The organism is Parabacteroides sp. merdae-related_45_40, assembly GCF_001915675.1.
This window is the reverse complement of record NZ_MNQY01000030.1, coordinates 101,816-126,979: the sequence shown is the minus strand read 5'-3', so window position 1 is coordinate 126,979 and position 25,164 is coordinate 101,816. Positions and strand designations below refer to the sequence as shown.

Annotated in this window: 17 protein-coding genes; 13 read left to right on the top strand and 4 right to left on the bottom strand. The window is 50.9% G+C overall.

The window, feature by feature from the left end; genetic code table 11:
• Window positions 1–9 precede the first annotated feature (9 nt).
• The 11 genes from BHV83_RS01535 to BHV83_RS01485 all read left to right on the top strand — a co-directional run bounded on the left by BHV83_RS01535 (window position 10) and on the right by BHV83_RS01485 (window position 18,481).
• Window positions 10–1,110 carry a hypothetical protein gene (locus BHV83_RS01535; protein WP_286755635.1) on the top strand — a complete coding sequence of 367 codons (1,101 nt, stop codon included), beginning with the start codon at window positions 10–12 and terminating at the stop codon, window positions 1,108–1,110.
• Between the two features lie 25 nt (window positions 1,111–1,135).
• Entirely contained in the window at window positions 1,136–1,732 is a 597-nt protein-coding gene (locus BHV83_RS01530) for a DUF3575 domain-containing protein (protein WP_502687953.1), read from the top strand.
• 12 nt (window positions 1,733–1,744) lie between these two features.
• A complete protein-coding gene (locus tag BHV83_RS01525) occupies window positions 1,745–3,196 on the top strand; it encodes a DUF3868 domain-containing protein (RefSeq protein ID WP_286755633.1) in 1,452 nt (483 codons plus the stop codon).
• A gap of 34 nt (window positions 3,197–3,230) precedes the next feature.
• Window positions 3,231–3,677 carry an HU family DNA-binding protein gene (locus tag BHV83_RS01520; protein ID WP_286755631.1) on the top strand — a complete coding sequence of 149 codons (447 nt, stop codon included), beginning with the start codon at window positions 3,231–3,233 and terminating at the stop codon, window positions 3,675–3,677.
• A 125-nt stretch (window positions 3,678–3,802) separates the two neighbouring features.
• Entirely contained in the window at window positions 3,803–5,707 is a 1,905-nt protein-coding gene (locus BHV83_RS01515) for an Mfa1 family fimbria major subunit (protein WP_286755628.1), read from the top strand.
• A 101-nt stretch (window positions 5,708–5,808) separates the two neighbouring features.
• Window positions 5,809–6,891, top strand: a complete 1,083-nt coding sequence (locus BHV83_RS01510; protein ID WP_286755626.1) for a FimB/Mfa2 family fimbrial subunit — start codon at window positions 5,809–5,811, stop codon at window positions 6,889–6,891.
• Window positions 6,892–6,927: 36 nt separating this feature from the next.
• On the top strand, window positions 6,928–8,331 hold the full coding sequence (locus tag BHV83_RS01505) for a fimbrial protein (protein WP_286755624.1): 1,404 nt from the start codon (window positions 6,928–6,930) through the stop codon (window positions 8,329–8,331).
• A gap of 25 nt (window positions 8,332–8,356) precedes the next feature.
• Window positions 8,357–14,482: a T9SS type A sorting domain-containing protein gene (locus BHV83_RS01500; protein ID WP_286755623.1), complete on the top strand. Its 6,126-nt coding sequence runs from the start codon at window positions 8,357–8,359 to the stop codon at window positions 14,480–14,482.
• 357 nt (window positions 14,483–14,839) lie between these two features.
• Entirely contained in the window at window positions 14,840–15,745 is a 906-nt protein-coding gene (locus BHV83_RS01495) for an electron transfer flavoprotein subunit beta/FixA family protein (protein WP_121962388.1), read from the top strand.
• Between the two features lie 4 nt (window positions 15,746–15,749).
• Window positions 15,750–16,769: an electron transfer flavoprotein subunit alpha/FixB family protein gene (locus BHV83_RS01490; protein ID WP_008771673.1), complete on the top strand. Its 1,020-nt coding sequence runs from the start codon at window positions 15,750–15,752 to the stop codon at window positions 16,767–16,769.
• 2 nt (window positions 16,770–16,771) lie between these two features.
• Window positions 16,772–18,481: an acyl-CoA dehydrogenase family protein gene (locus BHV83_RS01485; RefSeq protein WP_286755620.1), complete on the top strand. Its 1,710-nt coding sequence runs from the start codon at window positions 16,772–16,774 to the stop codon at window positions 18,479–18,481.
• 136 nt (window positions 18,482–18,617) lie between these two features.
• On the opposite strand, the gene BHV83_RS01480 is transcribed toward BHV83_RS01485, so the two are convergent.
• From BHV83_RS01480 to BHV83_RS01470, 3 genes are read right to left on the bottom strand one after another with little or no spacing between them, the layout of a single operon-like run.
• Window positions 18,618–19,925: an MATE family efflux transporter gene (locus BHV83_RS01480; RefSeq protein WP_286755618.1), complete on the bottom strand. Its 1,308-nt coding sequence runs from the start codon at window positions 19,923–19,925 to the stop codon at window positions 18,618–18,620.
• Between the two features lie 14 nt (window positions 19,926–19,939).
• Window positions 19,940–20,782 carry a sensor histidine kinase gene (locus BHV83_RS01475; RefSeq protein ID WP_121962384.1) on the bottom strand — a complete coding sequence of 281 codons (843 nt, stop codon included), beginning with the start codon at window positions 20,780–20,782 and terminating at the stop codon, window positions 19,940–19,942.
• Entirely contained in the window at window positions 20,779–21,303 is a 525-nt protein-coding gene (locus BHV83_RS01470) for a response regulator (RefSeq protein ID WP_057327320.1), read from the bottom strand. Before BHV83_RS01470 ends, BHV83_RS01475 begins: the two co-directional genes overlap by 4 nt.
• Window positions 21,304–21,479: 176 nt before the next feature.
• On the opposite strand from BHV83_RS01470, the gene BHV83_RS01465 reads away from it, so the two are divergent.
• The gene (locus BHV83_RS01465) at window positions 21,480–23,822 is read left to right on the top strand and encodes an ABC transporter permease (protein ID WP_286755613.1); all 2,343 of its coding nucleotides are present in this window, start codon (window positions 21,480–21,482) and stop codon (window positions 23,820–23,822) included.
• 49 nt (window positions 23,823–23,871) lie between these two features.
• Entirely contained in the window at window positions 23,872–24,552 is a 681-nt protein-coding gene (locus BHV83_RS01460) for an ABC transporter ATP-binding protein (RefSeq protein WP_005865277.1), read from the top strand.
• Between the two features lie 97 nt (window positions 24,553–24,649).
• Here BHV83_RS01460 and tpx read toward each other — a convergent pair whose 3' ends face one another.
• On the bottom strand, window positions 24,650–25,150 hold the full coding sequence (tpx, locus tag BHV83_RS01455) for a thiol peroxidase (RefSeq protein ID WP_005865275.1): 501 nt from the start codon (window positions 25,148–25,150) through the stop codon (window positions 24,650–24,652).
• Window positions 25,151–25,164 lie beyond the last annotated feature (14 nt).

The following is a 25,164-nucleotide window of genomic DNA, read 5'->3' as shown; positions in this document are numbered from 1 at the left end:
AAGATATATATGAAAGAAAAGGAAAACACGAATCCACAGGCTACCCCTGACGCTATCACGGTGAAATACGCAGAGGCGGTACGTTTGTATGCCAGCACGGAAATGACCGGCAAGCAGATCGCACTCCAATGCGGCCTTAGCCTGCCCGCTTTCCGGATTTATCTGAGGCGGCACCATCGCTCCTTGATGCTGAGGAGGAACGGGCTGGAGGTGAATGCCGACGCTACCAACGGCATCCTATTACGTAAAAAGAGTGGCCAGACTCCCGCAGCCTACCGAAAATACAAACAGGCCATCGATGCCTGCGACGATCTTTCCTACATCCAATATAACGTATCGCAGATCGCACGGCTGTTCGGGCTGGACGGTGTGGCGTTGGGCAACCAGCTGAAACTGCATTATCCGGAGATCATCGAGCGGCGTGAGAAGGCGAGGACGCGTCTCGGACTGAAAGACAACTTCGCACGGGGCGCGAAACCCGAGAGCGTGGAGATATACGCCCGGGCGGTGGAGATGCTCCGCTCCACCGACAAGAACCTGCCGACGATCGCCGAGGAATGCGGCGTGTCACTCGCCGGCCTCAGCCAATATCTGCGCTTTTACCACAAAGACCTAGTAGATTGGAAGAACCGACGGCAAGAGTCTGCGGCCGGTTGCCGGCAATGGGGCGAGATGAGCGGGAACAACCGGTTGACCGAGCCTTCTCACGAGATCCGGGAGAAATATTCCGAAGCCCTAATCCTTTATCGGGAGACAAGCTTTACGATACGGGAGATCACCGACCGCACGGATGTCCCTATCGGGGGGTTCCGGAGTTACCTGCGCAAATGGCACCGCGACTTGATGCTTGAGCGTCGCGGGGGAAAACCCGCGACGGATTACGACAAGTGCAGGCTCGACTTGAGTGGCAGCAAGCGTTACCTCAAGTCTACCGCCGCCAAGTATGCCCCGGCGATCGAGAGTCTGCGGGCGAATCCCCGGCCGATCATGCGGGTAGCCGCCGAGCTGGGAATCCCCCCGGAGAGTCTCCGCCAATACCTGCACATGCACGAGCCGGAGCTGGTTGCTGCGGTCAAGGTTGCGAGGCAACGAGCGAAATCCAACGATTAACAATAACGACTAAAAACAAAAGAATATGATCAGAAAGTTTATCTGCATGATGGCATTGGCTGCGATCTCCCTGTCGCCCTACGCGCAGGAGAGGCTGGAAGGGCAGAAGGGATCGGTGGTCGGGATCAAGACCAACCTTCCGTATTGGGGGGCGTTGGGAACGTTCAACGCAGGTGTCGAGTTCCGCCTGGCACGGCACTGGAGCCTTGACATCGAGAGCGGCTTGAACCCCTTCTCCGGCAAGAACGACGACGGCAGCTACGGCAAATCGCTCAAGCACTGGAGGCTGCATCCGGAATTGCGCTACTGGTTTTGCGAGACAAGCCATAAACATTTCATAGGGTTACACATCCCTTACCTATTATATAATGTATCGGATATCAAACTGCTGGGCACCGAGGGCGAGCGGCACCAAGGATGGGGCACGGGCGCGGGACTGAGTTACGGATACTCGTGGCTGCTCTCCAAGCATTGGAACCTGGAGGCTACGCTGGGCGTGGGTTATCTCTACCTAGAGACCGAGAAATACCCTTGCGCCAACTGCGGCACCAAGTTGCGTACCGAGAAAAAGCACTATTTCGGCCCCACGCAAGCGGCTGTCAACCTGATTTACCAATTCTAATTCCGACATGTCATGAGAACGAACAGATACATACTGATAACGATCGCCTTGCTCGCCGCGATGATCATGCGGGCGCAAGAGATCAAGGTGAAAGACCAGACGGTCGAGAAGTCGGACGGCTCCTTGCTGATCCACATGACGCTCGACTTCAGCGAGATCAAGCTACCGACGAACCGCGGTCTGGTATGCACGCCGGTCATCGCAGCGGGCGACAGCCTGCGGCCCCTTACTCCGGTTGTACTCAACGGCCGCGACCGCCACATCCTCTACGAGCGCACAGGCCGCAACCCGGCCGAACATGGCGAGTATGAACTGCGCCGCCTCAACGGCAGGGAGCAGGCCTTCGAGTACGCTGTCCGCACGCCGATGGCGGACTGGATGCGGAAGTCGGAGGTAACGCTCGTGATCGACCAGTGCGGCTGCGGCTGGGAGGCCCTCAGTAACGACCGCTCGCCGCTTTTCCCTATCAACCTCGCAAAGCCGGAACCTGTCGTATTGCGGCCGGTACTGGCCTATGCGGTCCCGAGGGTGGAGGCCGTCAAGAGCCGGAACCTGCGGGGGCAGGCGTTCCTCGACTTCCCGGTGAACCGTACGGGAATCTATCCGGACTACCGCAAGAACCCCCGCGAGCTGGCCGCCATACGGGCTACCATCGACTCCGTACGCCAGAACCCCTACGCCTCCATCGCCGAGGTGTCCATCAAGGGATACGCCTCGCCCGAGGGATCGTACGCCAACAACGAGCGGCTGGCCAAAGGCCGCGCCGAGGCCTTGCTGAACTATATCCGGAGCCTGTATGATTTCGGTGACGCGCGCATGACCGTGGACTACGAGCCGGAGGACTGGAAAGGACTGGAGCGGGCCGTGGCCGAGGGCGACCTCGCCGACAAGGAGGCCCTGCTGGCCATCATCCGCGACCCCGCCATCACCGACCCCGACCGCCGCGACGCACGCCTGAAAACCGTGGCCGGAGGCGAGCCTTACCGCCACCTCCTGCAAGAGATATATCCTGCCTTGCGGCATTCCGATTACGGAGTGAACTATACCATCAGCTCCTTCACCACCGAGGAGGCGAAGGAGCTGATCTATAAGAACCCGGCGCAACTCAGCCTCGAGGAGATGTATCGCGTGGCGCAGACCTACGAGGTAGGCAGCCCGGAATACAACGAGGTGTTCGAGATCGCCGTACGGATGTATCCGGATGACCCCACCTCCAACCTCAACGCCGCCCTCACCGCCCTGGCCCAAGGCCGGACGGAGAACGCCCGCCTCTACATGCGACGGGCCGAGGCGGGATCGCGCCTGCGGCTGGCCGAAGGCGTGCTGGCCTTGCTCGAGGGCAAGACCGACGAGGCGGAGGGACTACTCAATGTCCTGACCGGCGACAACGACCCGAGCGTGGCCGCCGCCGCAAAGGAAAACCTTCGGCAACTCCAAGCCCGGCGCAAGGCGATGTGCGATTGAATATCGAATTATTAATCCTAAAAAATGAGAAATTATGCCTATCAAATTTAAGTTGGTCGAACGAAAAGACTGGTCGAAAGGGGCCCCCGAGGGCGCTACGTTGTTCTACGCGCAGCCCGTGGGCGGCGAGATCATCTCCTTCGAGGAGCTTTGCGAGAGCATCGCCGAGGAGACGGCCTTGACCAGTGCCGACGTGAAAGCCTGCTTCGACCGTTGCAGCCGCCACATGTCGCGCCACCTCCGGGAAGGACGTGCCGTGCGTATGGGTGAGATCGGTACCTTCCGCCCCTCCGTGGGCAGCAAGGGAGCGAAGACGAAGGAGGAGTTTCAGGTCGCTACGATGATGAAGAAGCCCGGTATCACCTTCATCCCCGGCAAGATGATCCAAGAGGCACGCGAGAAGATCACCTTCACGCGGGTGAAAGATCCGAATGAGGCAAAGGGTGGCACCCCTGATTCCGAATCGCCGGACGAGATCTAAGGCCCTTCCGAGGGTACCCTCCCGGAGGTGTCAGGAGAGACCTCCTCGAGGTGTCAAAGGGGACTTCCCGGAGGTGTCGATAACGACAAAATGATACGTAAATCAATAATTAAATATACATCAACATGAAGAAAATAAATCTATTCAGCATGGCCGCCGCATTCCTGCTGGCGGCGACGGGTTGCTCCGATGACCTGGAGGAAAACGGGAACAACCAAGGCGAACCCATCGACGGCAATGGTGTCTACCTTAGCGTGAACATTATGACGCCAAGCACGAGCGGGGCGTATACGAAGGCCGGAGAGGAGGGAACCACTAGCTCCAACCCCACCGGCGGAGAGAATGGCGATGGCTTCCTAAGCGCGTTGGAGAAAGAGAACAAGGTTAGTGGAGTGACGATCGTACTCTATGGAAACGAGGAGGCTACAGACGTAAATAAAGTAAAGGCTCTTAACATCAACACAGAAGGCACGATAGTGATCGCTTCCTCGTATACAAGCAACGTAATCGACGAGGAGGCTGATAATAAGTACGATCATCACACGGGTAAAAAAGCGACCGTACGCCTCAACAGCGAATATCTTAAAACAAATACTTATTACCGCATCCTCGCAATCGCAAATGCTAATGTGACGGACAAATTCGTTCCGGGATCTTCATTGGCGGCTTGTAAGATCAAGACTATCGCGAACGATCTAAGCGGAACAGAAGGTACATTCATCATGTCCACGCATGTGGAGGAGAACACGCCTACTGCTGCTGGTAGTACAGAAGAACACAGCATTGTCTCTTTCACTAATGAAAACATCAAGGAAAATAAACCTGCTACCGGAACGGTTTGGGTAGAGCGTTTGTCCGCACGTATTGATTATGTGGGTACGGACTTTAGCTTCGAGGTAAATTCAAAAGAAGAACCCTCTACAAAACTCGCTACCGTTACGCTGCAAGGCGTAGCTCCGGTGAACGTGGCTAAACATGATGTGTATATCTTCAAACAATTGACAGACGATGACAGCAATATAGACGGGACTTTAAAAGCATTGATTAATGAGGAATATACGTCAACTAAAAAGAACTACGTGATTGAGCCGACAACCACTGGTAGGGCGGGAGTTACTGTTACTAAGCAGTTCGATAACCCATTTACTTCCGATGGAGTCCAGAAGATTACCTATACCGCTTTCAATGATCTTACTTCAGCAGAAGAAGGACAAAATACATACCGTATCATCACCTACGCTGGCGAGAACACAATGGCCTACAATCAACAGACACATGGCCGAACCACCGGCGTGATCTTCAAGGCGAAATATGACCCGGAAAAGTTGTTTGCTTATAGTGAAACAAATGGAACGGTAACAGAAAGTACCCCAGAGGCGAATAAAGGCTTCTACCGTGTAGACAACAAACTTTATCAGGGATTGGAAGCAGCCGAGGCTGAATTGATCTTCAGCGGAACGGACGATACGGGAACCAATCCTCTTGCTTGGCTGCGTAAGAACTTCACGAAAGATACTTGGAATTTAGGTACCATCGATTTTGGTAACTTTAAATCTGCGGTAGGAGCAGCCGTAAACAGTAAAGACTTGGGCTATCTCGCTTTCTTGTACGAAAAAATAAAAGACGCAACCACCCTTCCCTCTACGGGTATAAACTGGGTAGCGTTCTTGCAAGATAATAAGAATATCCCGGCAAACGATACCGAAGCAAACAAGGTAATATCCAACCCGAACACCTTCACGATCGAATATTTCGGAACCGCCCACACCTGCTACTACCCCTACTGGATCCGCCACGCGAACAACGGGGATGATAAGACGATGGGTATCATGGAGTTCTGTATCGTACGCAACAACGTGTACCGCCTGAACGTAACGGGTATAGATGGATTGGGTATGGCTGATCCGTTCGATAGCACAGACAAGCCGGACGAGGGCGAAGAGGAAGGTTACTACCTGAAAGTGGAGCTGTACGTTCACGACTGGGTAGTCCGCGATAATGGAAGTATCATACTCAAACCCGGCAATTAATCATCCCGCCCCATCCACAGGGGTAATCTTTCTATAGCGGGGAGGGCCGCGGCCCTCCCCCGATTCGACAAAACATCCAATACATAATAGAGCATATAAACATGAGAAGTTTCTTTCATACCTGTAAACATCTGATCGGCGCGGCCTTGTTGCTGGGCGTGCCTGCTTGCGACTGGATACACGACGACTCCCTGCCGCCTTGCGAGTTCCGCCTGCATTACGTGTACGACTATAACATGAAGTTCGCCGACGCCTTCCGGCACGAGGTGAACCAAGTCTCGTTGTTTATCTGCGACCAAGACGGCAACTTCCTCAGCCAACGCCTCATCGAGGGCGCCGAGCTAAAAACGAACGACATACGGCTCGACCTGGAGCCGGGTACCTACCAACTGCTGTCGTGGGCAGGATTGCGAGAGGACTCGTACGCATGGCCCGAACTCACTCCCGGGCAATCCACCCTGCGAGACATACGCGTGCGCGCCCGCCGCGCCGACGACGGCACGCAACCCCATGAGCTAAGCCCCCTTTGGCACAGCCTCGACACCGTACGCATCAGCGGGACAAGCCACGAGGAACAGACCATCGGGCTGAACAAAAACACCAACAAGCTGCGCCTCGTCTTGCAGAACGTGAAAGGCGAGAACATGGACGTAAACGACTTCACCTTCCGCATCGTGGCCGACAACGGCTATATGGACTACGACAACAGCCTGCTGGCCGATCCCGCCGTCACCTATCTCCCTTACTATACCGAGAACGTGGAGATAGCCGCCGACCCGGATCCCGCCGCCACCGTGACAGACCAGCTCGTGGCCGTAGCCGAGATGAACACCCTGCGCCTCATGGCCGGCAAGAACTACCGCCTCATCGTGCGCCACAAGGCGTTCGAGGAGGACGTGCTCAACATCAACCTCAACAACTACCTCCTCCTCACCAAGATGGAGGGACACGATATCTCGGCGCAGGAATACCTGGACCGGCAGGACGAGTACTCCGTCATCTTCTTCCTCACGCCCGTGGAATGTCCGGACTGCCCGCCGGTAGATCCGGTGGATCCGGTTGACCCCGTGGATCCGGTAGATCCGGTAGATCCCGATGAGCCGGATATCCCCATCATCGGTTACAAATGCTTCGTCATCCAAGTGAACGATTGGGTGATCCGGCTGAACGATTTCGATTTGTAAAACGACAACGATACCTATACATTAATATATATACAAATGGTAAGATCTTATATAAACGGTTTAATGCTACTCGTCCTCTCGCTGGCCGTTATCTCTTGCTCCCAAGATCCGATACCGGAAGCGGAGATAAGGGAGGGGCGTGTGTATAACTTTACCATCACGCAACAGACCGATCCAAACGCCACCACAGATGAGGGCATCCGCACGCTGACGCTCGTGTTCACGGGTGCCGACGACCGGATCGTGGCGGTGGAAACAGTCAATCCGACAAATTTCGAGGACACCAAGACCGATCCTGTCTTGCGGGGTACGGTCACCTTGAAGGTGACGGAGGAGGCTACCGCCGTATATGCCTTCGCCAACCTAGACAGCGAGAACCTGACGAACCACGCGGATATCCAAGGCGCATTGACGGTAGGAGGAACGTTTAAGAAAGAGGCCATCGCCCAAATCGCCGGCATCGATCAGTTGACGGTCGATAAGGACCGAGCCATCCCGATGAGCAGCCATGCCTATGAGATCCCGCCGACAGGCGGAACGAAGGAGAATTCCAAGGAGATCGGCCCGATCGTCCTCTACCGCATGATCGCGAAGGTAGAGGTTACGCTCAAGAACAACACGGATGCGGATGTCACGATCAATTCCCTTTCGCTCGGGAACTTCCAGTATCGGGATATATACCTGCTTCCTTACGAGGGACTGGAAGATGGGATAAATGATACCAATAAAAAGAGTGTCCGGCCCATTTTCCCGAACGAGACATCCACGCCCTATTCCTTGCCGATCGTATCAACAGATAAGCCCATCACCATCACTGCGGGGATGGCGATGGATGACTACAAACATTACATCCATGAGACAGACCTTGGAGAAAACAACTATATCACGGTATCCGCCACGATAGATGGAGCGGAGAAAACTCCGGTCGCGACGGAATTCTCTTTTGTCCGCCGCAACGACTATCTGAAGATTCCGTTGCTGCTCGACAATAGCCGGCTGGTTATTACCATAGAAGAGAGTTACGCCCCCATCGGCGGTTACCCGTTTGAGAATACGCTTGAAGGGACGGAGATCTCGGTGCATGAAGGTTCGGTCGTAAAGCTGACGATACAGCTCTTGGATGCCGCGGACGAGCCCGTGTCGTTAGACGATTTAAAACTGGAATTGGCGTATAGCTCCGGCGACCTCCTTCTCTATCCCGGCGAGACTGGCGAAACCGGCACCTACATCGCCCAAGTGCCGGCACAGCCCACGAACGAGAACGAGACCTCTACCTATACCCTAAAGGCAAACCTCGGAGGAAACGAATATACGCAAGACCTCATTTTTAAGGTCGTTGGACTGGATGCCGTGGCCATCACCAAGTCCGTGCCTCGCTCCGCCGGAGCCAGCTTGGTATTGAAAGAGTTTTATCAATTATCTTGTCAAACCGACGAGTAATCAACCTAAATAACGAATCAAAGCGATGAAACATACAAGTCTATTTATTATACAAACCGTGAGGAGCCTCTCCTTGCTTTTTGCCCTCTTCCTTCTCTCCAGTGGAGAGGAACTTTGGGCTCAAAACGCTGTGTACGGTGATCAGATGAGGGTTGTCGATGGGTATCGGTGGTGGTTCCCGGAAGGAACAACGATTGAAGCCAATCCATCCCCAACATTTGGTAATCTTAATGATATCATTAAACAATCCACCTTTTGCTATTTTAACGGATCCCAAGAGGTAACGATAACCATCCACCGTACAGCGTCCGACAAAAAACCGTTGTCTATACTTGTAGTACAATTTACAGATAACAGCTACCGTAGCGATATTACTGTTAAATCGGAAGCTGGAGAGCAAAGATTCTCGTTACCGTTTAATAGTAGTGATTTTGTTTACTTGCCACTAAACAAGCCGATCACATCCAATACTATAGAACTGACATTTCATACTACAGAGCTTTCTCTTCTTAGCATTTTCTCTTTACCAAGCATCCAGCACAAAGCTGCCAAATGGCACGGTATGCGAGAGAACTTGACCAAAGAGCAAAAAGAACCGGATACTTTTCAGGATGGAGAAGAAATGTTTGACCTTATAGGGAACGGCCTTGAAAGCCGTCAAGTACAAGCAACCCATACGATGGTAGATACAATCTATATGAAGCCCGGAAGCAAAGTCACATTAACATTACCCAACAAATATGGTACTGGAGATGCGTCTCAAAACTCCATGAATAGCTATGTCCGTTGGTACAGTTATCGTACGGGGAAAACCTATATGACGGAACAGTTGACAGCGAATCCCGTGTATGATTTGTTAACTCCGAATGTACAAAACTCCAATATTCCTCCTGTGCGTTTCGATAACGGGTATGTTATCAATCCTTTGACCGGAACCAGCTTGTTTGAAGGTATGGATTTTTACTTCCCGACAGATGACGAATTTAAAGAATGGTTCCCTTCCTTTGCCAATGCGGGAGAAGATTCGAAAATCGATAATAAATGGTATGCCGTAGCTTGCGATGTATCTCAATACACAGATTATGGAACCGATCCGGATGTAAGCAACAAAGATAAGGATGGTAATAAGCTCAATGCGAATAAATTTAAAAATAGTGGTTATGGCGAACCTACGTTGACACACCGTATCATTTATTATATCAAGTCGGTGGAAGAAGAAAAGCCTCCCTACGAGGAATATACGATCAATATGCCGGCCACACGGGTACGAAGCTACACGAACGAGCTTGTCACACTCTCTAAAGCCGCACGAAGTTATCTGGCACAAAGCGGCGGAAGCGGCCAATTGACCGCGACTATAGAGGACGGGAAAACGGCTGAGATCTATTTGACTAATGAGCGCCGTTTCAGCGATGCGAATACCGCTAGTCCTGAGGTATCAGCCGTCACTCTTTCCGGTGACGAGCGAATCATCTCGTTCTGTTATAGAAATCAAAACACTGACAGTAAAACCCGAACCGTCATCCCGTCAGGACATAATGGAACGGATCCTCTTCGAGCGACAATCGTTGTAAAGAATGGCGAGACGCCTGTCGCCAGATTCCATCTCAATTTCGTCATAGGGGGGCGTCTGCTTACACAGAGCATGGTAAACTTATTGGATGGAGAAAACATAGAGGGGAACAGACTGGAAGACTATACGGGTGAATGGACAAAACTCAGCTACCGTACCCCAAAAAATATCCATGAGAACCCGGACAATGAGGTACTTACGGAGTTGACAATGGATTACGATGAGTCTGTGGAAAACTCGGCTGGTACAAATCATATAACCGGTTATTATCCATATCCGATGAGATGGAATTCTATCAGCTATGGTTTTTATGATGGGACGAAAAAGCAAGACGTAAATGACGGTGAAATCGTTAATGATTATGGTTTTGCTGGAAACAAAAGCTGTGCGGAATGGGGTAATTACGCGATTACCAAAAACTACGTGGAATGTAGTGGTGGTGGATGGGATGTTGATAGGCCTCTTCCCCCGACAGAGGGTGATGACTATGCTCCCCAATCGTACCATCTTTTTGTCGATGCGTCCGACCGTCCGGGAACTATCTTGCGTGCCCCTTTCCCTCAAAAGTTGTGCTCGAGTGCCCAGCTGACTGTTTCCGCATGGGTAAAGGCCGCTCGTCCGGGTACCAACACGGACAATGCCGGCATGTTGTTTACCATCATGGGAGAAACGGCGGATGGGAAATATGAACCGATCTATCGTTACTTGACGGGACAGATACCGGTCACCTATTATGCCTCCGCTAATTTGCCGGGATTTAAGGCAGACGCTTCCAATGAGTGGTTCCACGTTTATTTCTCATTCTCCAACCAAAATACGGATTATGAGAACTATTTCCTTCAAATCGATAACTACTCGGCTTCCACGGAAGGTGCCGATATGTACCTTGATGACGTACGGGTCTATATGGCGAAACCGAAAGCCCATGTCAAGCAAAAGAAAATCTCTTGTGGTGCATCCACCCTGATGACCTTGTCGCTGGACTGGACGACATTGCTCGAACGTATTGGTAAAACTGAATTAACAGGAGATGCCTCGGAAACATCCTCTATCGACTTCTGTTTCGTGGATAGCATTGATTATGTCAATGCCTATAATAAAAAGGAAAATGTCCAAGAGGCTATTGAAGCCTCTTGGATGCCCATCAAAAAGGATAACTCGCTACAAGTAGGAACGTTGAGTTTCGATTTGAACTTCGAGAAGAATAAGGCGTATGATGAAGGTAAGGATAAGGAAAATTTAGTCTTACAAGACAATAATAACCAATTCTACCAGACAGGCGAGGGTGACGCACGTAGCCTGATCGGAGACCTCTACTCTTCCTTGAAACAGAACCGCCGGTATATGATCTTGATTCGTGAAAAATCTACAGGACGAGCGGATGCCAGTGGTTTTGAGGACCCTCGAGAGGTATGTTCCATCTCAACCTCGTTCTCCGTGGAAAGCCAAAACCAAGTGCTTATCAATGGAGAAGTGCTGGACCCGCTGAAAACGCAAGAGTACTGTACCGGGCAAGCCATCGAGCTATCGATGCGGTTGAGGATTGAGGATCCTGAAAATCCGGGCACTTATATACCGTATGATGGAATTCCTGTTTACTACGATTGGTATTTCAATTCGAGTAAGGATTTCGAACTACCTCAAACGAGCGATGAAGGCAATACATTATTTCATGATGTCACTCTGAAAGAGGCATTGAGTGGGCTGAGGGCAAACTATCCTGAGGCTTCTGTGATCGAAGATCCGAACGCGGTAGAGGGTGAACGGTTTAAATTAGATCCAAAAGCGGTCGCCACAACCGATAGATCTTTCACGCAGGACCATATTGACTTGATCAATTACAAGCTGAATCAAAAAGGACGTGACGATGCCGTCAATAGGAAATTGATTTTGCGCCGAAAGACTTTGGATGTCCGCCTTTTGGATGATGAAGGACGTACATTGAAAATATGCCCTATCCAACAAGAAACCCAAGAAGGGCTGTTTTGTGCGGAACCTGTCGATTTGCACATGACCCCGGGAGGAAAAGCCCCCAGCGTACAGCCGGGCTTCGAGTATATGAAGTATCTGGAGGATACGCATAACCCGGCCATGCGTATCGGGTTGAAGCATATAATAAGTTCAACAGAAAATAATCCGATCACTGTCAATCTCCGTAATATCAGGTTTGCGCTTAAAGAGGGAGATGAGGGGTATGATGAGAATTATCAGCCGGACCATGTTGGTTTGATGAGGAGTCAAGAAGGTACAAACTATAACGACATTTACTTGATTGGCTCAACCGACCCGGCCTATAAGGAATTGTTTGATGACCCGAATTTCGATAAATACACCTATATAATCGGAAAGGTAATAAGTTTCTTTGCCCAACCGCGTTATGAAGGAAATAAGATCACAGGAACAAATATTATGAAAATCTTCTTCTCGGAGGGTAATCCTATGACCGAAGGTGACGCAGACCTCAAATTCAACCCCAAGGAGGGATACGAGTATACATTTATGGTTCGATATGAAGAGTATTACACCCCCACCACGAGGGCTGCGGATGACGAAGGTGGTAATGAAACAGATACTTTTACACCTTGCTACGGCAATTTTATCATGACCATGAAAGTCGTCCCGGAATACTTGGTTTGGCAAGGCACGAAAATAGGCATCAACTGGAACGACGACTCGCAATGGAAACGGGCGACATACTCGGATATAAAGGCCGAGGAGAATACCACTATTCCTGTTTATAAAGGAGATGAATATGCGGCCAACCCCGGCTATGTCCCGATGCGTTTCTCAAAGATCATCATTCCGAGAAACGGCAAGGTGGAATTATATGAAGCTGGATTTGAAGGAGATAAAGGACAATATCGTGATGTCTTATGGAAGACTGAAATCAATAATCTCCCACACATGGATCCACCGGCAACCGATGAATACCGTCTTCACCCGATCCAATACGATATGATGGTATATGGAAAAAAAGAAGCTAATGGAACGTACACCGAAATGAAAACCGATCCCTATACCGTGAACCGTTGCGAGGAGGTACATTTCGAACCGAACGCAGAGATGATGCACGCCGAACTACTTCATCCGGAATATAACAAGGCATGGGTGGATTACGAGTTGGCACCGAACCGTTGGTACACGCTGGCCTCTCCGTTGCAAGGCATCGTGGCGGGAGATTGGTATGTTCCCTCTGCCAACTATCGACAAGAGACGGAATATTATCAGCCGATCACATTCGAAACAAATCGGCACAACCGCTTCAACCCCGCCGTCTTCCAAAGAGGCTGGGATGAAGGGAACGCCGCTATCCATTACGATAATGCTTCCGGGACAACGCAAAACACGATTACCGCGAACTGGAGTATCGTCTACAATGATGTAACCGTCCCGTATACTCCCGGCCAAGGCTTCTCGCTGAAGGTGGTACCTAAAAACACTATGACAGTCAACACGTTGTTCCGCCTGCCGAAAGCGGATACGGAATATAGCTATTATAATACGGATGGTACAACCGGTCATACGGTAACTATAGCGGAAGACAGTAGGAGAAACGCCGGACGGCTTATAGACAAGCAGGAATCTTTCTCTGTATCCATAACCAACCAAGCAGCAAATAATCCTTACTTCTTGGTAGGAAACCCATTCATCGCTCATTTGGATATGAATAAGTTCTTCAAAGAGAACGAAAGCAAAGTAGAGAAGAAATATTGGATCGTGAAAGAGGACAACCAGCAGGTAGCCATAGCAAATAGCGATGGCCAATGGATCAGCACGGAAGAAGAAGGGACAACCGCGCGTTTGATCGCTCCCCTGCAATCCTTCTTTGTCAAGAGAGCGGAAGAACAAGCGGCTTCTACGCTGGAACTTTCCTTCACGAACGAGATGCAAGCCTTGGACGATGCCAATTCTTCCCTCCTCCGTTCCTCCGGTAAGCCGACCTTATCGCTGACCGCACGCCGGGGCGATACGTATAGCCGTGCCATCGTGGCGGCACGTGTGGCGGCTACCCCCGGATTCAAGGAGGACGAGGATGCCGAGTTGCTGCTTGATAACAGCTTGCGGGGTGTCCCGGTGATCTATACCGTAGCCGGCAGCCAGACCGCGACGATCAATGCCAGCAACAGCCTCGCCAATATCCCGTTCGGTGTCTACAGCCCGGACGATGGCGACGTGACGGTGACGATCCGCGGGCAGGAGGCCTTCGGCACGCTGGTAGAGGTGTACGACGCGGTTACCCGGACAAGCCGGTCGCTGAACGGCAACGAGACGGAGATCACCGTGAAGGGAAACACGCACGGGCGCTACTTCCTCCGCTCCGATTTCATCCCGACCGGAACGGAGAAGATCAAGATAGAAGAGGCTGGTATCTCCATTTATTCGGCGATACAGGGACAGGTCATCGTATCTGCCCTCCGGCCGGTGAAGGAAATCAAGGTGTTCGGCCTGAATGGATCACTCGTGCGCCGGTTCTCCGTGAACACGACACAATACAGCTTCAACCTCCCCACCGGCATCTACATCATCCACGCCTCCGACGGTGAGCGAGAGCATACGGAGAAGGTCATCGTGCGATAGGCCTCTCTTCTGGCTTCAAACAACGAGAAAACCCCGATGCCGACCGATCCGGCACCGGGGTTTTCTCGCTCCAAATCGTCATCGGCAAACGCCAGTATAGGCATCGCCCCGAAGCAGTAGTGGCGTAAGCTCACGCCGATAGTGCTTACGCCTCACGCCGATATCGGCATCTCCCGATGCCAATACCGATATTTTTGTCCTCGGCCTCACCGCGGCAGAGATCGCAACCCTAAATTAAGAATGGTCTTATGCTCAAAAGGGCGGAAAGTGTGCATTTCTCGCCCGAAATGCTTTGAGATAAAGAATGTTTGATTACTTTTGCACGCAAGATTAATCTAATATTCCTATATATATAATATGAGTTTAAGAATTATTGTTTTAGCGAAACAGGTCCCGGATACACGAAACGTGGGAAAGGACGCCATGAAAGCGGACGGAACGATCAATCGTGCCGCCTTGCCAGCGATCTTTAACCCGGAAGACCTGAACGCGTTGGAACAAGCGTTACGCTTGAAAGACGCTTACCCCGGAACGACAGTTACGCTGCTGACGATGGGCCCGGGACGTGCCGCCGAAATCATCCGCGAAGGTTTGTATCGTGGTGCTGACGGCGGTTTTTTGTTGACCGACCGTGCGTTTGCCGGAGCCGACACTTTAGCCACATCCTATGCGCTTGCCACGGCTATCAAGAAAATCAACGATTATGATATTATCATCGGTGGTCGCCAAGCGATCGACGGCGACACGGCACAGGTAGGTCCGCAAGTCGCCGAGAAACTGGGACTGACCCAGATCACGTATGCCGAGGAAATCCTGAACGTAGATAAAGAGGCCGGACGTATCACCGTAAAACGTCATATCGACGGGGGTGTCGAGACCGTGGAAGGTCCGCTTCCGATCGTAATCACCGTGAATGGTTCCGCCGCTCCCTGCCGTCCTCGTAACGCGAAGCTGGTACAGAAGTACAAATACGCCATGGGTAAACAGGAACGGAACGCACAACCCGCCTGTCACCAAGATGGAGAACCGACCGTTCGCTACCCGGAATTGTACAAGAGCCGCCCGTATCTGGATATTCAGGAATGGAGCGTGGCCGACGTGAATGGAGACTTGGTTCAATGCGGCCTTAGCGGTTCGCCGACAAAGGTAAAAGCGATCCAGAACATCGTCTTCCAAGCCAAAGAAAGCAAGACGATCTCCGGTTCCGACCAAGAAGTAGAGGATTTGATTGTCGAACTGTTAGCTAACCACACCATCGGATAAGATTATGAACAACGTATTTGTATATTGTGAGACAGAAGGCACGAGCGTTGCCGATGTAAGTCTTGAGCTTCTGACCAAAGGTCGTAAGCTGGCTAATCAATTAGGCTGCCAACTGGAAGCGATTGTTGCCGGCTCCGGCCTTGAGGGTGTAGAGAAACAAGTATTGCCTTTTGGCGTCGACAAGGTTCATGTGTTCGACGCTCCGGGTTTATTCCCTTATACATCACTTCCTCATTCTTCCATCTTGATTAATTTGTTCAAGGAGGAGAAACCGCAGATCTGCTTAATGGGCGCTACGGTGATCGGTCGCGACTTGGGTCCTCGTGTATCCTCGGCCTTGACAAGCGGCTTGACGGCCGATTGTACCTCTTTGGAGATCGGCTCGCACGAGGATAAAAAAGCGGGTATTACCTATGAGAACTTATTATATCAGATCCGTCCGGCGTTCGGTGGTAACATCGTAGCCACGATCATCAACCCGGAACACCGCCCGCAAATGGCGACCGTTCGTGAGGGCGTGATGAAAAAGGAAGTCCTTGACGAGAACTATAAAGGTGAAGTGATCCGCCACGACGTAGCGAAGTATGTCCCCGAGACAGACTATGTGGTGAAGGTGATCGACCGTCATGTAGAGAAAGCGAAGCACAACCTGAAAGGCGCTCCGATCGTAGTGGCCGGAGGTTATGGCGTAGGCTCCAAGGAGAACTTTAATTTATTGTTCGATTTGGCGAAAGAGCTTCACGCCGAGGTAGGCGCCAGCCGTGCGGCTGTCGATGCCGGTTTCTGCGACCACGACCGTCAGATCGGTCAGACCGGTGTCACGGTGCGTCCGAAATTGTATATCGCTTGCGGTATCTCCGGACAGATCCAGCATATCGCCGGCATGCAAGACGCCGGTATCATCATTTCGATCAATAATGATGAGAACGCCCCGATCAATACGATCGCCGATTACGTAATCAATGGTACGGTAGAAGAGGTGATTCCTAAGATGATTAAGTATTACAAAAAGAACAGTAAGTAAAGATGGCTAATTATTATACAGACATACCGGAACTCAAGTATCACTTGAACAATCCGATGATGGAACGTATTTGCGAGCTGAAGGAACGCGAGTACAGAGACAAGGAAGAGTTCGACTACGCGCCGCAAGATTATGCCGACGCGATAGACTCGTACGATAAGGTGCTGGAGATTACCGGAGAGATCACCGGAGAGATCATCGCCCCTAACGCGGAAGGCGTAGATGCCGAAGGTCCTCACTGCGCGAATGGCCGTGTGGAATATGCTTCCGGCACGAAGCAGAACCTCGACGCGATGGTAAAAGCCGGTTTGAACGGTATGACGATGCCTCGCCGTTTCGGTGGCTTGAACTTCCCGATCACGCCGTACACCATGTGCGCGGAGATCGTAGCGGCGGCTGACGCCGGCTTCGGTAATATCTGGTCATTACAGGATTGTATCGAAACCTTATATGAGTTCGGCAACGAGGATCAGCACAGCCGTTTCATCCCACGTATCTGCGCGGGAGAAACCATGTCTATGGACCTGACCGAGCCGGACGCTGGCTCCGACCTGCAATCCGTGATGCTAAAGGCTACCTTCGACGAGAAAGAGAATTGCTGGCGGTTGAACGGCGTAAAACGATTCATCACGAATGGCGACGCAGATCTTCACCTCGTATTGGCCCGCTCCGAGGAAGGTACCAAGGATGGACGTGGTTTGTCCATGTTTATCTACGACAAACAGGAAGGGGGCGTAAACGTACGCCGTATCGAGAATAAATTGGGAATCCACGGCTCTCCTACTTGCGAATTAATTTACAAGAACGCGAAAGCAGAGCTTTGTGGCGATCGCAAACTGGGCTTGATCAAATACGTGATGGCCTTGATGAACGGCGCACGCCTAGGTATCGCCGCACAATCGGTAGGCCTCAGCCAAGCCGCTTACAACGAAGGATTGGCCTACGCCAAAGACCGCAAGCAGTTCGGTAAGGCAATCATCGACTTCCCCGCTGTTTACGACATGCTCGCCATCATGAAAGCGAAGCTGGATGCCGGACGTGCGTTGTTATACCAAACCGCTCGTTACGTTGATATTTACAAGGCACTGGACGACATCGCCCGTGAGCGTAAACTGACTCCGGAAGAACGTAAGGAACAGAAGCAATACGCCAAATTGGCGGATTCTTTCACCCCGTTGGCAAAAGGTATGAATTCCGAATACGCCAACCAGAATGCCTATGATTGCATCCAAATACACGGAGGATCCGGTTTTATGATGGAGTATGCTTGCCAACGTATCTACCGCGATGCCCGTATCACCTCCATCTATGAAGGCACGACGCAATTGCAGACCGTAGCGGCCATACGTTACGTGACAAACGGGTCTTACCTAGCTACCATCCGTGAATTCGAGGCGATCCCTTGCTCTGCCGAGATGGAACCGCTGAAGGCTCGTTTAGTAGAGATGGCTAATAAGTTCGAGGCTAGCATGGCGAAAGTAAAAGAGTCTCAAGATCAGGAATTACTCGATTTCGTGGCTCGCCGCTTGATGGAGATGGCCGCTGATATCATCATGGCTCATCTATTGATCCAAGATGCGACGAAAGCGCCGGAGCTGTTCGCTAAGTCCGCGGTTGTTTACACCAATTACGTAGAGGCTGAGATAGAGAAACATCAGGGTTATATCGGACGATTCAACCCAGAAGAATTGATCTCATACAGACAACGATAAACAACTATCATTCCACATAACAAAGAAGGCGAGACTTGATTATCAACCAGATAGAAGTCTCGCTTTCTTTGTTTATTACAATGGGCATTATAAGCTCCTTATACTGGGCATTATAAGCCGCTTACGATGGGCATTGTCAGTTGCTTATAATGGGCATTGTAATTTTCCTATATCGCCAAAGTATCCATTGCATACCACCTCGCAAGGAGAGATATCCAAGGAAAGCCATCCATAACGCATGATTTCCCATCGATCGATAAAACAGGTAATAAATAATAAAGAAAGTAGCCGAGGCCACAAGCATCGAGCAAAGCATCTGGCGTGTAGCCGTGGCCCCGATAAAGATACCGTCCCAAAGGAAAGCGGAGAATCCACATAAAGGGATCGCCAATACCCAATAGAAATAATCCCCGGAAGCCTTAATGACCGAGGTATCGTTCGTCAACAGCCCCAGAAAATCCCTCCCCAAAAACGCATAAAGAATCGTGAATGATAAAGAGAGGCCGATTCCCCATAGAAACAATAAACGAATGCATCTACGTAACCCCACATCGTTTTTAGCCCCAATAAACCGGCCGGCTAATGCCTCTCCCGCATAAGCGAAACCATCCATTATATAAGAGAACAAGGTAAACAACTGCATCAACAAGGTATTTACGGCTAATATCACATCCCCTTGTCTCGCACCTGTAGAGGTAAAGAAAGTGGTAACAGCGACCAAGCACAAGGTCCGGAAAAATATATCACTATTGACAGAGAAGAAACGACGCATCGCCTCCCCATCCCAAAGACCGTCCCAATCGATATACGCTTTCAGACGCCCATAATATTTCAACCAAAGAGCAAACGCCATGAAGAGGCCCGCATATTGGGCGATCAGTGTTCCCAACGCTACGCCTTCCACCTTCATACCCAGCACAAACACGAAACATAGGCTGGCCGCAATATTCACGATATTCTGCGTGATAGCGATAAACATCGGGAAACGAGAATTCTGCATACCGATGAACCAACCGGCAAAGCCATATAAACCCAATACGGCCGGCGCTCCCCAAATACAGATATTAAAATAAAGAGAGGCCCATCGCTTCACCTCCTCCGTCGCGTCGATCAAAACGAACGCACCCCTCAAGATCGGGGATTGAAGGATCCAAAGCCCGAGGGAGATCAAAAGCCCTACCCCGACAGCCCGCAGCAAGGTCCGGACTACCTCCGTCAAGTCCCGTTTCCCATAGGCTTGGGCGGTCATCCCACTTGTCCCCATCCGGAGAAAGCCGAATATCCAATAGATCATGTTAAACAGCATCCCGCCCACGGCGATCGCCCCAATGTACGATGCCGATCCCAGATGCCCTACGATCGCCACATCCACCAGGCCCAACAAAGGTACGGTTATATTGGAGACGATAGAAGGTATGGCCAGCTGAAGTATTTTCCGATTCATATCCTATCCTAAATTTATCCTACGCAAGAAATTATAAACGTCACTTGATAACCCGGCACAGAGCGCTGCGCCAAACAAAGATCCCCGCCTTGCCGCACCATCATCTGCCGGGAAAGCGACAAGCCGATACCGGAACCCGTCCTTTTAGTCGTGAAGAAAGGAATAAAAATCTCCCGTTCGATAGCCACCGGAATAGGCGCACCATTGTTGCTGACCCACAACCCCTTCTTCCAACGCACATCCACCATCGTAGCCCCTGCCTCGCAAGCATTCCGGATCAGATTAATCAGCACTTGCCGCAACATATTCTGATCCGTACACATCGTAGCAGACAAAGGAATGGAAAGATGCCACTCTAAATCGGGATAAAGAGCCCGGATCCCTTCCATAAAATCATTCAAATAGACCTCTCCGATAACAGGTTCTTGCAGTTCCGCCAGTTTCCGGTAGCTGTCCACGAACAGGGCAAGTCCCCGGCTGGTATCGTGAATGGCACGGATCCCCTCCTCGTAAACCGTCCCAGCAATCGCGGGATGCTCCAGATAGGCCTGGCTGATACTGGCGATAGGCGTAGTGGCATTCATGATCTCATGCGTAAGCACACGGGTCAGCCGTTGCCACGATTCCACCTCATTGCGGGCAAGCAACCGCCCGATGTCCCTACCCGTCTCGTTAAGGGCCTCTTGCAACGCCCGCTCCCCGAAGAACAGGCCTTTCACAGGAAGACGAAACGTAAATTCTTGGTTACGAATCGCCTCACGCATCAGATGCGCCCGGTCTCTCAACAATACCTGATGGTGGTAGAACCATCCGATAAAGAGAACGACAACGACTCCCAAAGTGCCTATCAACATCATCGCTTTTTTATTTTAGCATACAACGTCTGCCGGGTAATTCCCAACAATTCGGCGGCCCGGCTGATATTGCCGTGGCAACGCTCCACCACCTTGCTCACATGCTCCGCCTCGACCTGTTCCAATGGAACCACTTTACGCCCGGCATCAATCGCATCTTTTAAGACACGGATCAGCTCTTGATTATCCCACGGCTTGGCAACAAAGTCTGCCGCCCCCATCTTCAAACCACGCACCGCCAACTTGATATCAGCGTATGCCGTCACCAGTACCACCGGGATAGCCGGATGCTTCTTGTGGATCGCCCGAAGCCAAAGCAAGCCGTCTTGTCCGGAGTTTCCCCCTTGCGTGAAGTTCATGTCGAGCAAAATCCCGTCCACCACCTCTTGTGCCAATACCGTAAGAAGCGTGTCGGGAGAAGCGAGTGTCAATACCCTGTCAAACTCACCGGCCAAGCAGATCTTGACCGCCGTAAGAATCGCCGGATTGTCATCTACCACCACTATTGTCCCGTAATTTGCCATATCCGATTCGTTTGTTTTTCCTTTATCTCTTTTATCGGGGATAAAGGTACGGAAAAAGGCTGTATGAATATCATACAAGCGGGTGTATGATTTTCATACAAACTACCGCAACCGGGCATCCAAGCCCTTGCCAGATGCCAACCGCTCTATACCTTTGTATCAAAAACAAGCAAAATATGAAATCGTACTTTACCTTTCTCGGCCGCAACAAACTCTACACAGCCATCCAGTTCTTCGGATTAGCTATCGCACTGGGAGTTGTCATCCTTCTGACCTCGTATGCCGACACCGAATTTAATATCGGTAACAATCAATCATACTCTCACCAATTGTATGCCGTCGGCTATGGAGATGGGATCGGTATGACAACCGGGACTGCCCCGGAATTGTTCCCTTCCATTCCGGAAATAAAAGAGTGGACACGCCTGATCCATATTGAAGCGGCCGACTTCATGATAGACAACCAATATTATCAAGTAAACGGCATCGCGGCAGATCCTAATTTTTTCCAGATGCTCAACTATACGCTCATTGGATGCGACCGCAACAAAGCACTGATCGGGACAGACGAGGTCATCCTCTCCGAGCCATTCGCCCACAAAGTATTCGGGAATGAAAATCCGATCGGCCGTACCGTGATGTACTTGAACCAGACACCGCTACGGGTCATTGGGGTTCTCCCGGCTTTCAGCTCGACAGAGCTGTTGAAACCGATAGACATCTTGATTCCTTTCAAACTGGCAGAAAAGGATTATGCATGGATGGACAGTTATGGTTCAACGCAAATACTCATTACGTTGGAAGAAGGGGTAACTCCCGATGTTGTTACCCGTAAACTACTCGATAAGTATAAAGGCTATTGGGAATACTGGAAAGAAGACAACAGCACGAACAGGCTTTTTTGGGGTTCTTCGGTGACACGCATGGACGAGATTTATTTCTCTCCCCTGAACCAATACGGCCCTTTCCGTAAAGGGACACGGAAACAGGTACAAATCTTGTTCTCGTTAGCATTCGTGTTGCTCCTCTCGGCTATCTTCAATTACATCAACCTAACTGTATCGCAAACCAGCAAACGAGCCCATGAAATGGCGACCCGCCGGTTGATGGGTGACTCGGCAGGGCAAATCGTATTACGCTACCTCGCAGAGTCCGCTATCTTCACAACCGGTTGTTTCATCGGCGGTTGCTTAGTTGTCGTCATCACAAAGCCCTATTTCGAGTACTTGCTCTCCTCCCGGATCGCTTTGGTCTCTTCACCGGCGATGGTAGCCTATTCGCTGTTGCTATGGGTAGGAATCGCCGGCATATCGGGATTGTTACCAGCCATCATCACCTACAAATACAGTCCGATAGATATCGTAAAAGGAAATTTCCGCATGCACAACAAGCAACTGTTCAGCCGCTTGTTCATCATCGTGCAGAATATCATCAGCACGGTACTCATCACCTTGGGACTCACCATGGCCTTCCAAATATACCACCTTGCCACCCTGCCGACCGGTTATAATACAGACCTGGTATTCGTCAAGACATGGGACTTGGGACACACCTACGACAAGCAAGTCATCCTCCAGAAACGTTTACAGGCATTGCCCCAAGTGACAGAAGTAGCATTGGCACGAAAACTGCCTTTCTTCACTGGTCACGATGGTGTACTGCAATCGGAAGAAGAAGGATACTCGTGGCTCCACCTTTCGGATATGGACAGCGCCGCATTCCGGCTGTTGGGCTTCGAAGTGGTAGAACGTTGGTCTGACCCACTGCCCGGCATGGTTTGGGTAACGGAAGAGACTTGCCGTCGTTACCAGCTTTCATCCGGCAGACCCCATTTTGGAAAAAACAGCGACAAGGGCGGCTATCGATACAACGTCTGTGGTGTCATCCGCAACTATCGTTCGCTGGGCGCGTTGAACACACCCCAACCCGATTCGCATGGAGCCGTTATGGTGTTGAACCCACAAGGCTACATCATCCGTCAAATCGTCAAGACACAAGGCGATCGGGCGGAAGCCTTAGCCGCCATCCGCCGCACTTGCAGGGAAGTGTCCAATGAAGTGATCGGGATACCGAAAGACTTGGAAGCCGATTATATCGACGATTATATGGACAAGGATTTAACCCATGAGAAGAACACGCTGATGCTTGTCCTTTGCTTCATGACCATCTCCATTCTCATCTCTGCCTTGGGACTGCTGGCCATGTCGATAAGCTACACCGAACAGCAAAGCAAACGGATCGCCTTGTGCAAGGTGATGGGAGCCGAAACAAGTGGCGCGGTATGGGAACTTTCCAAACGATTCATGGCACTCTCGTTGCTTGCCGCCTGTTTCGCCCTGCCCATCAGCGTGAAAGCGGTTCAAATCAGTTTAGAGTCGTTCTATAACCGCATCGCCTTCCCGTGGTATCTCATAACCGCGGCAGTTTTGGCAACCATAGCCATCGCTTTCGTGTCAATCATCGGGCAAACCTTGAAAGTCGCCCGCCGTAACCCCATCAAAAGTATCCGGACCGAATAAAAGCAACATTCTATAATAGGTATACATTCTCACAAAAACAAGACAAGTCATGATTCAAATAAAGAACCTCAGCAAAAACTTCCGGACGGAAGAAGTAGAAACCATCGCGCTCAATGGCATAAGCATGGAAGTGAAAAAGGGCGAGTTCATCGCCATCATGGGACCCAGCGGATGCGGCAAATCAACCCTGCTGCATATTCTCGGCCTGCTAGATAACCCGGACGAGGGCAGCTATCTATTAGAAGGCGAAGAGGTGGGACACCTAAAGGAGAAAGACCGTACACGCTATCGTAAGGGACGCATTGGTTTCGTGTTCCAAAGCTTCAATCTCATTGACGAGCTTACAGTCGAGGAAAACGTAGACCTCCAATTGAAATACCTCGGCATCCCCAAGGCTGAGCGCAAACAACAAGTACTCGACATCCTGCGCAAAGTACGCCTCAGCCAACGTGCCAAACATTATCCGCAGCAACTCTCCGGCGGCCAGCAGCAACGTGTCGCCATCGCTCGCGCCGTCGTAGGTAAACCGATGCTGATATTGGCGGACGAACCGACTGGAAACCTCGACTCTAAAAACAGTCTTGAAATTATGAAATTACTCAGTCAACTGAATGCCGAAGGGACTACGATCGTCATGGTGACACACTCGCAACATGACGCGACCTACGCCGACCGTATCATCAATCTCTTCGATGGGCAAATCGTCGACGAGCTGGAAGGAAAACTTTAGCCTCTTCACACAAAAACGAAGGCCGCGGGATTCACATCCGACGGCCTCCTACACTAACCCTTAACTTTAACCAATGAAAAACAATAATCTACTATATTTATTTCAACGCCGCCAAAGCCGCGTCGTAATTCGGCTCGGTAGTAATCTCGGGAACAAGTTCCTCATAAACCACCTTACCAGCTCCATCGACTACTATCACGCCACGGGCTAATAACCCTTTCAGCGGACCGTCTACCAGAAGCATCCCGTACTTATCCTCAAAACATGAACACCGGAACACTGACAATGTAATCACTTTATCAATACCTTCCGTAGTACAGAAACGTCCATGCGCAAAAGGTAAATCTTTAGAAACAGCTAATACTACCGTATCCGGATGCGAAGCGGCTTCTTTATTGAAGCGTCTTACCGAGGCCGCACATACACTTGTATCCAAGCTCGGGAAAACATTTATCACCACTTTCTTTCCTTTCAAGTCGCTTAACGACAATTCGGATAAATCACTTTTTACACCCTTGAAGTCCGGAGCCTCTGTCCCAACTTTCGGCAACTCGCCGTTCGTATGAATTTCGTTACCTTTTAATGTTACTTTTGCCATCTTTGTATGTAAAT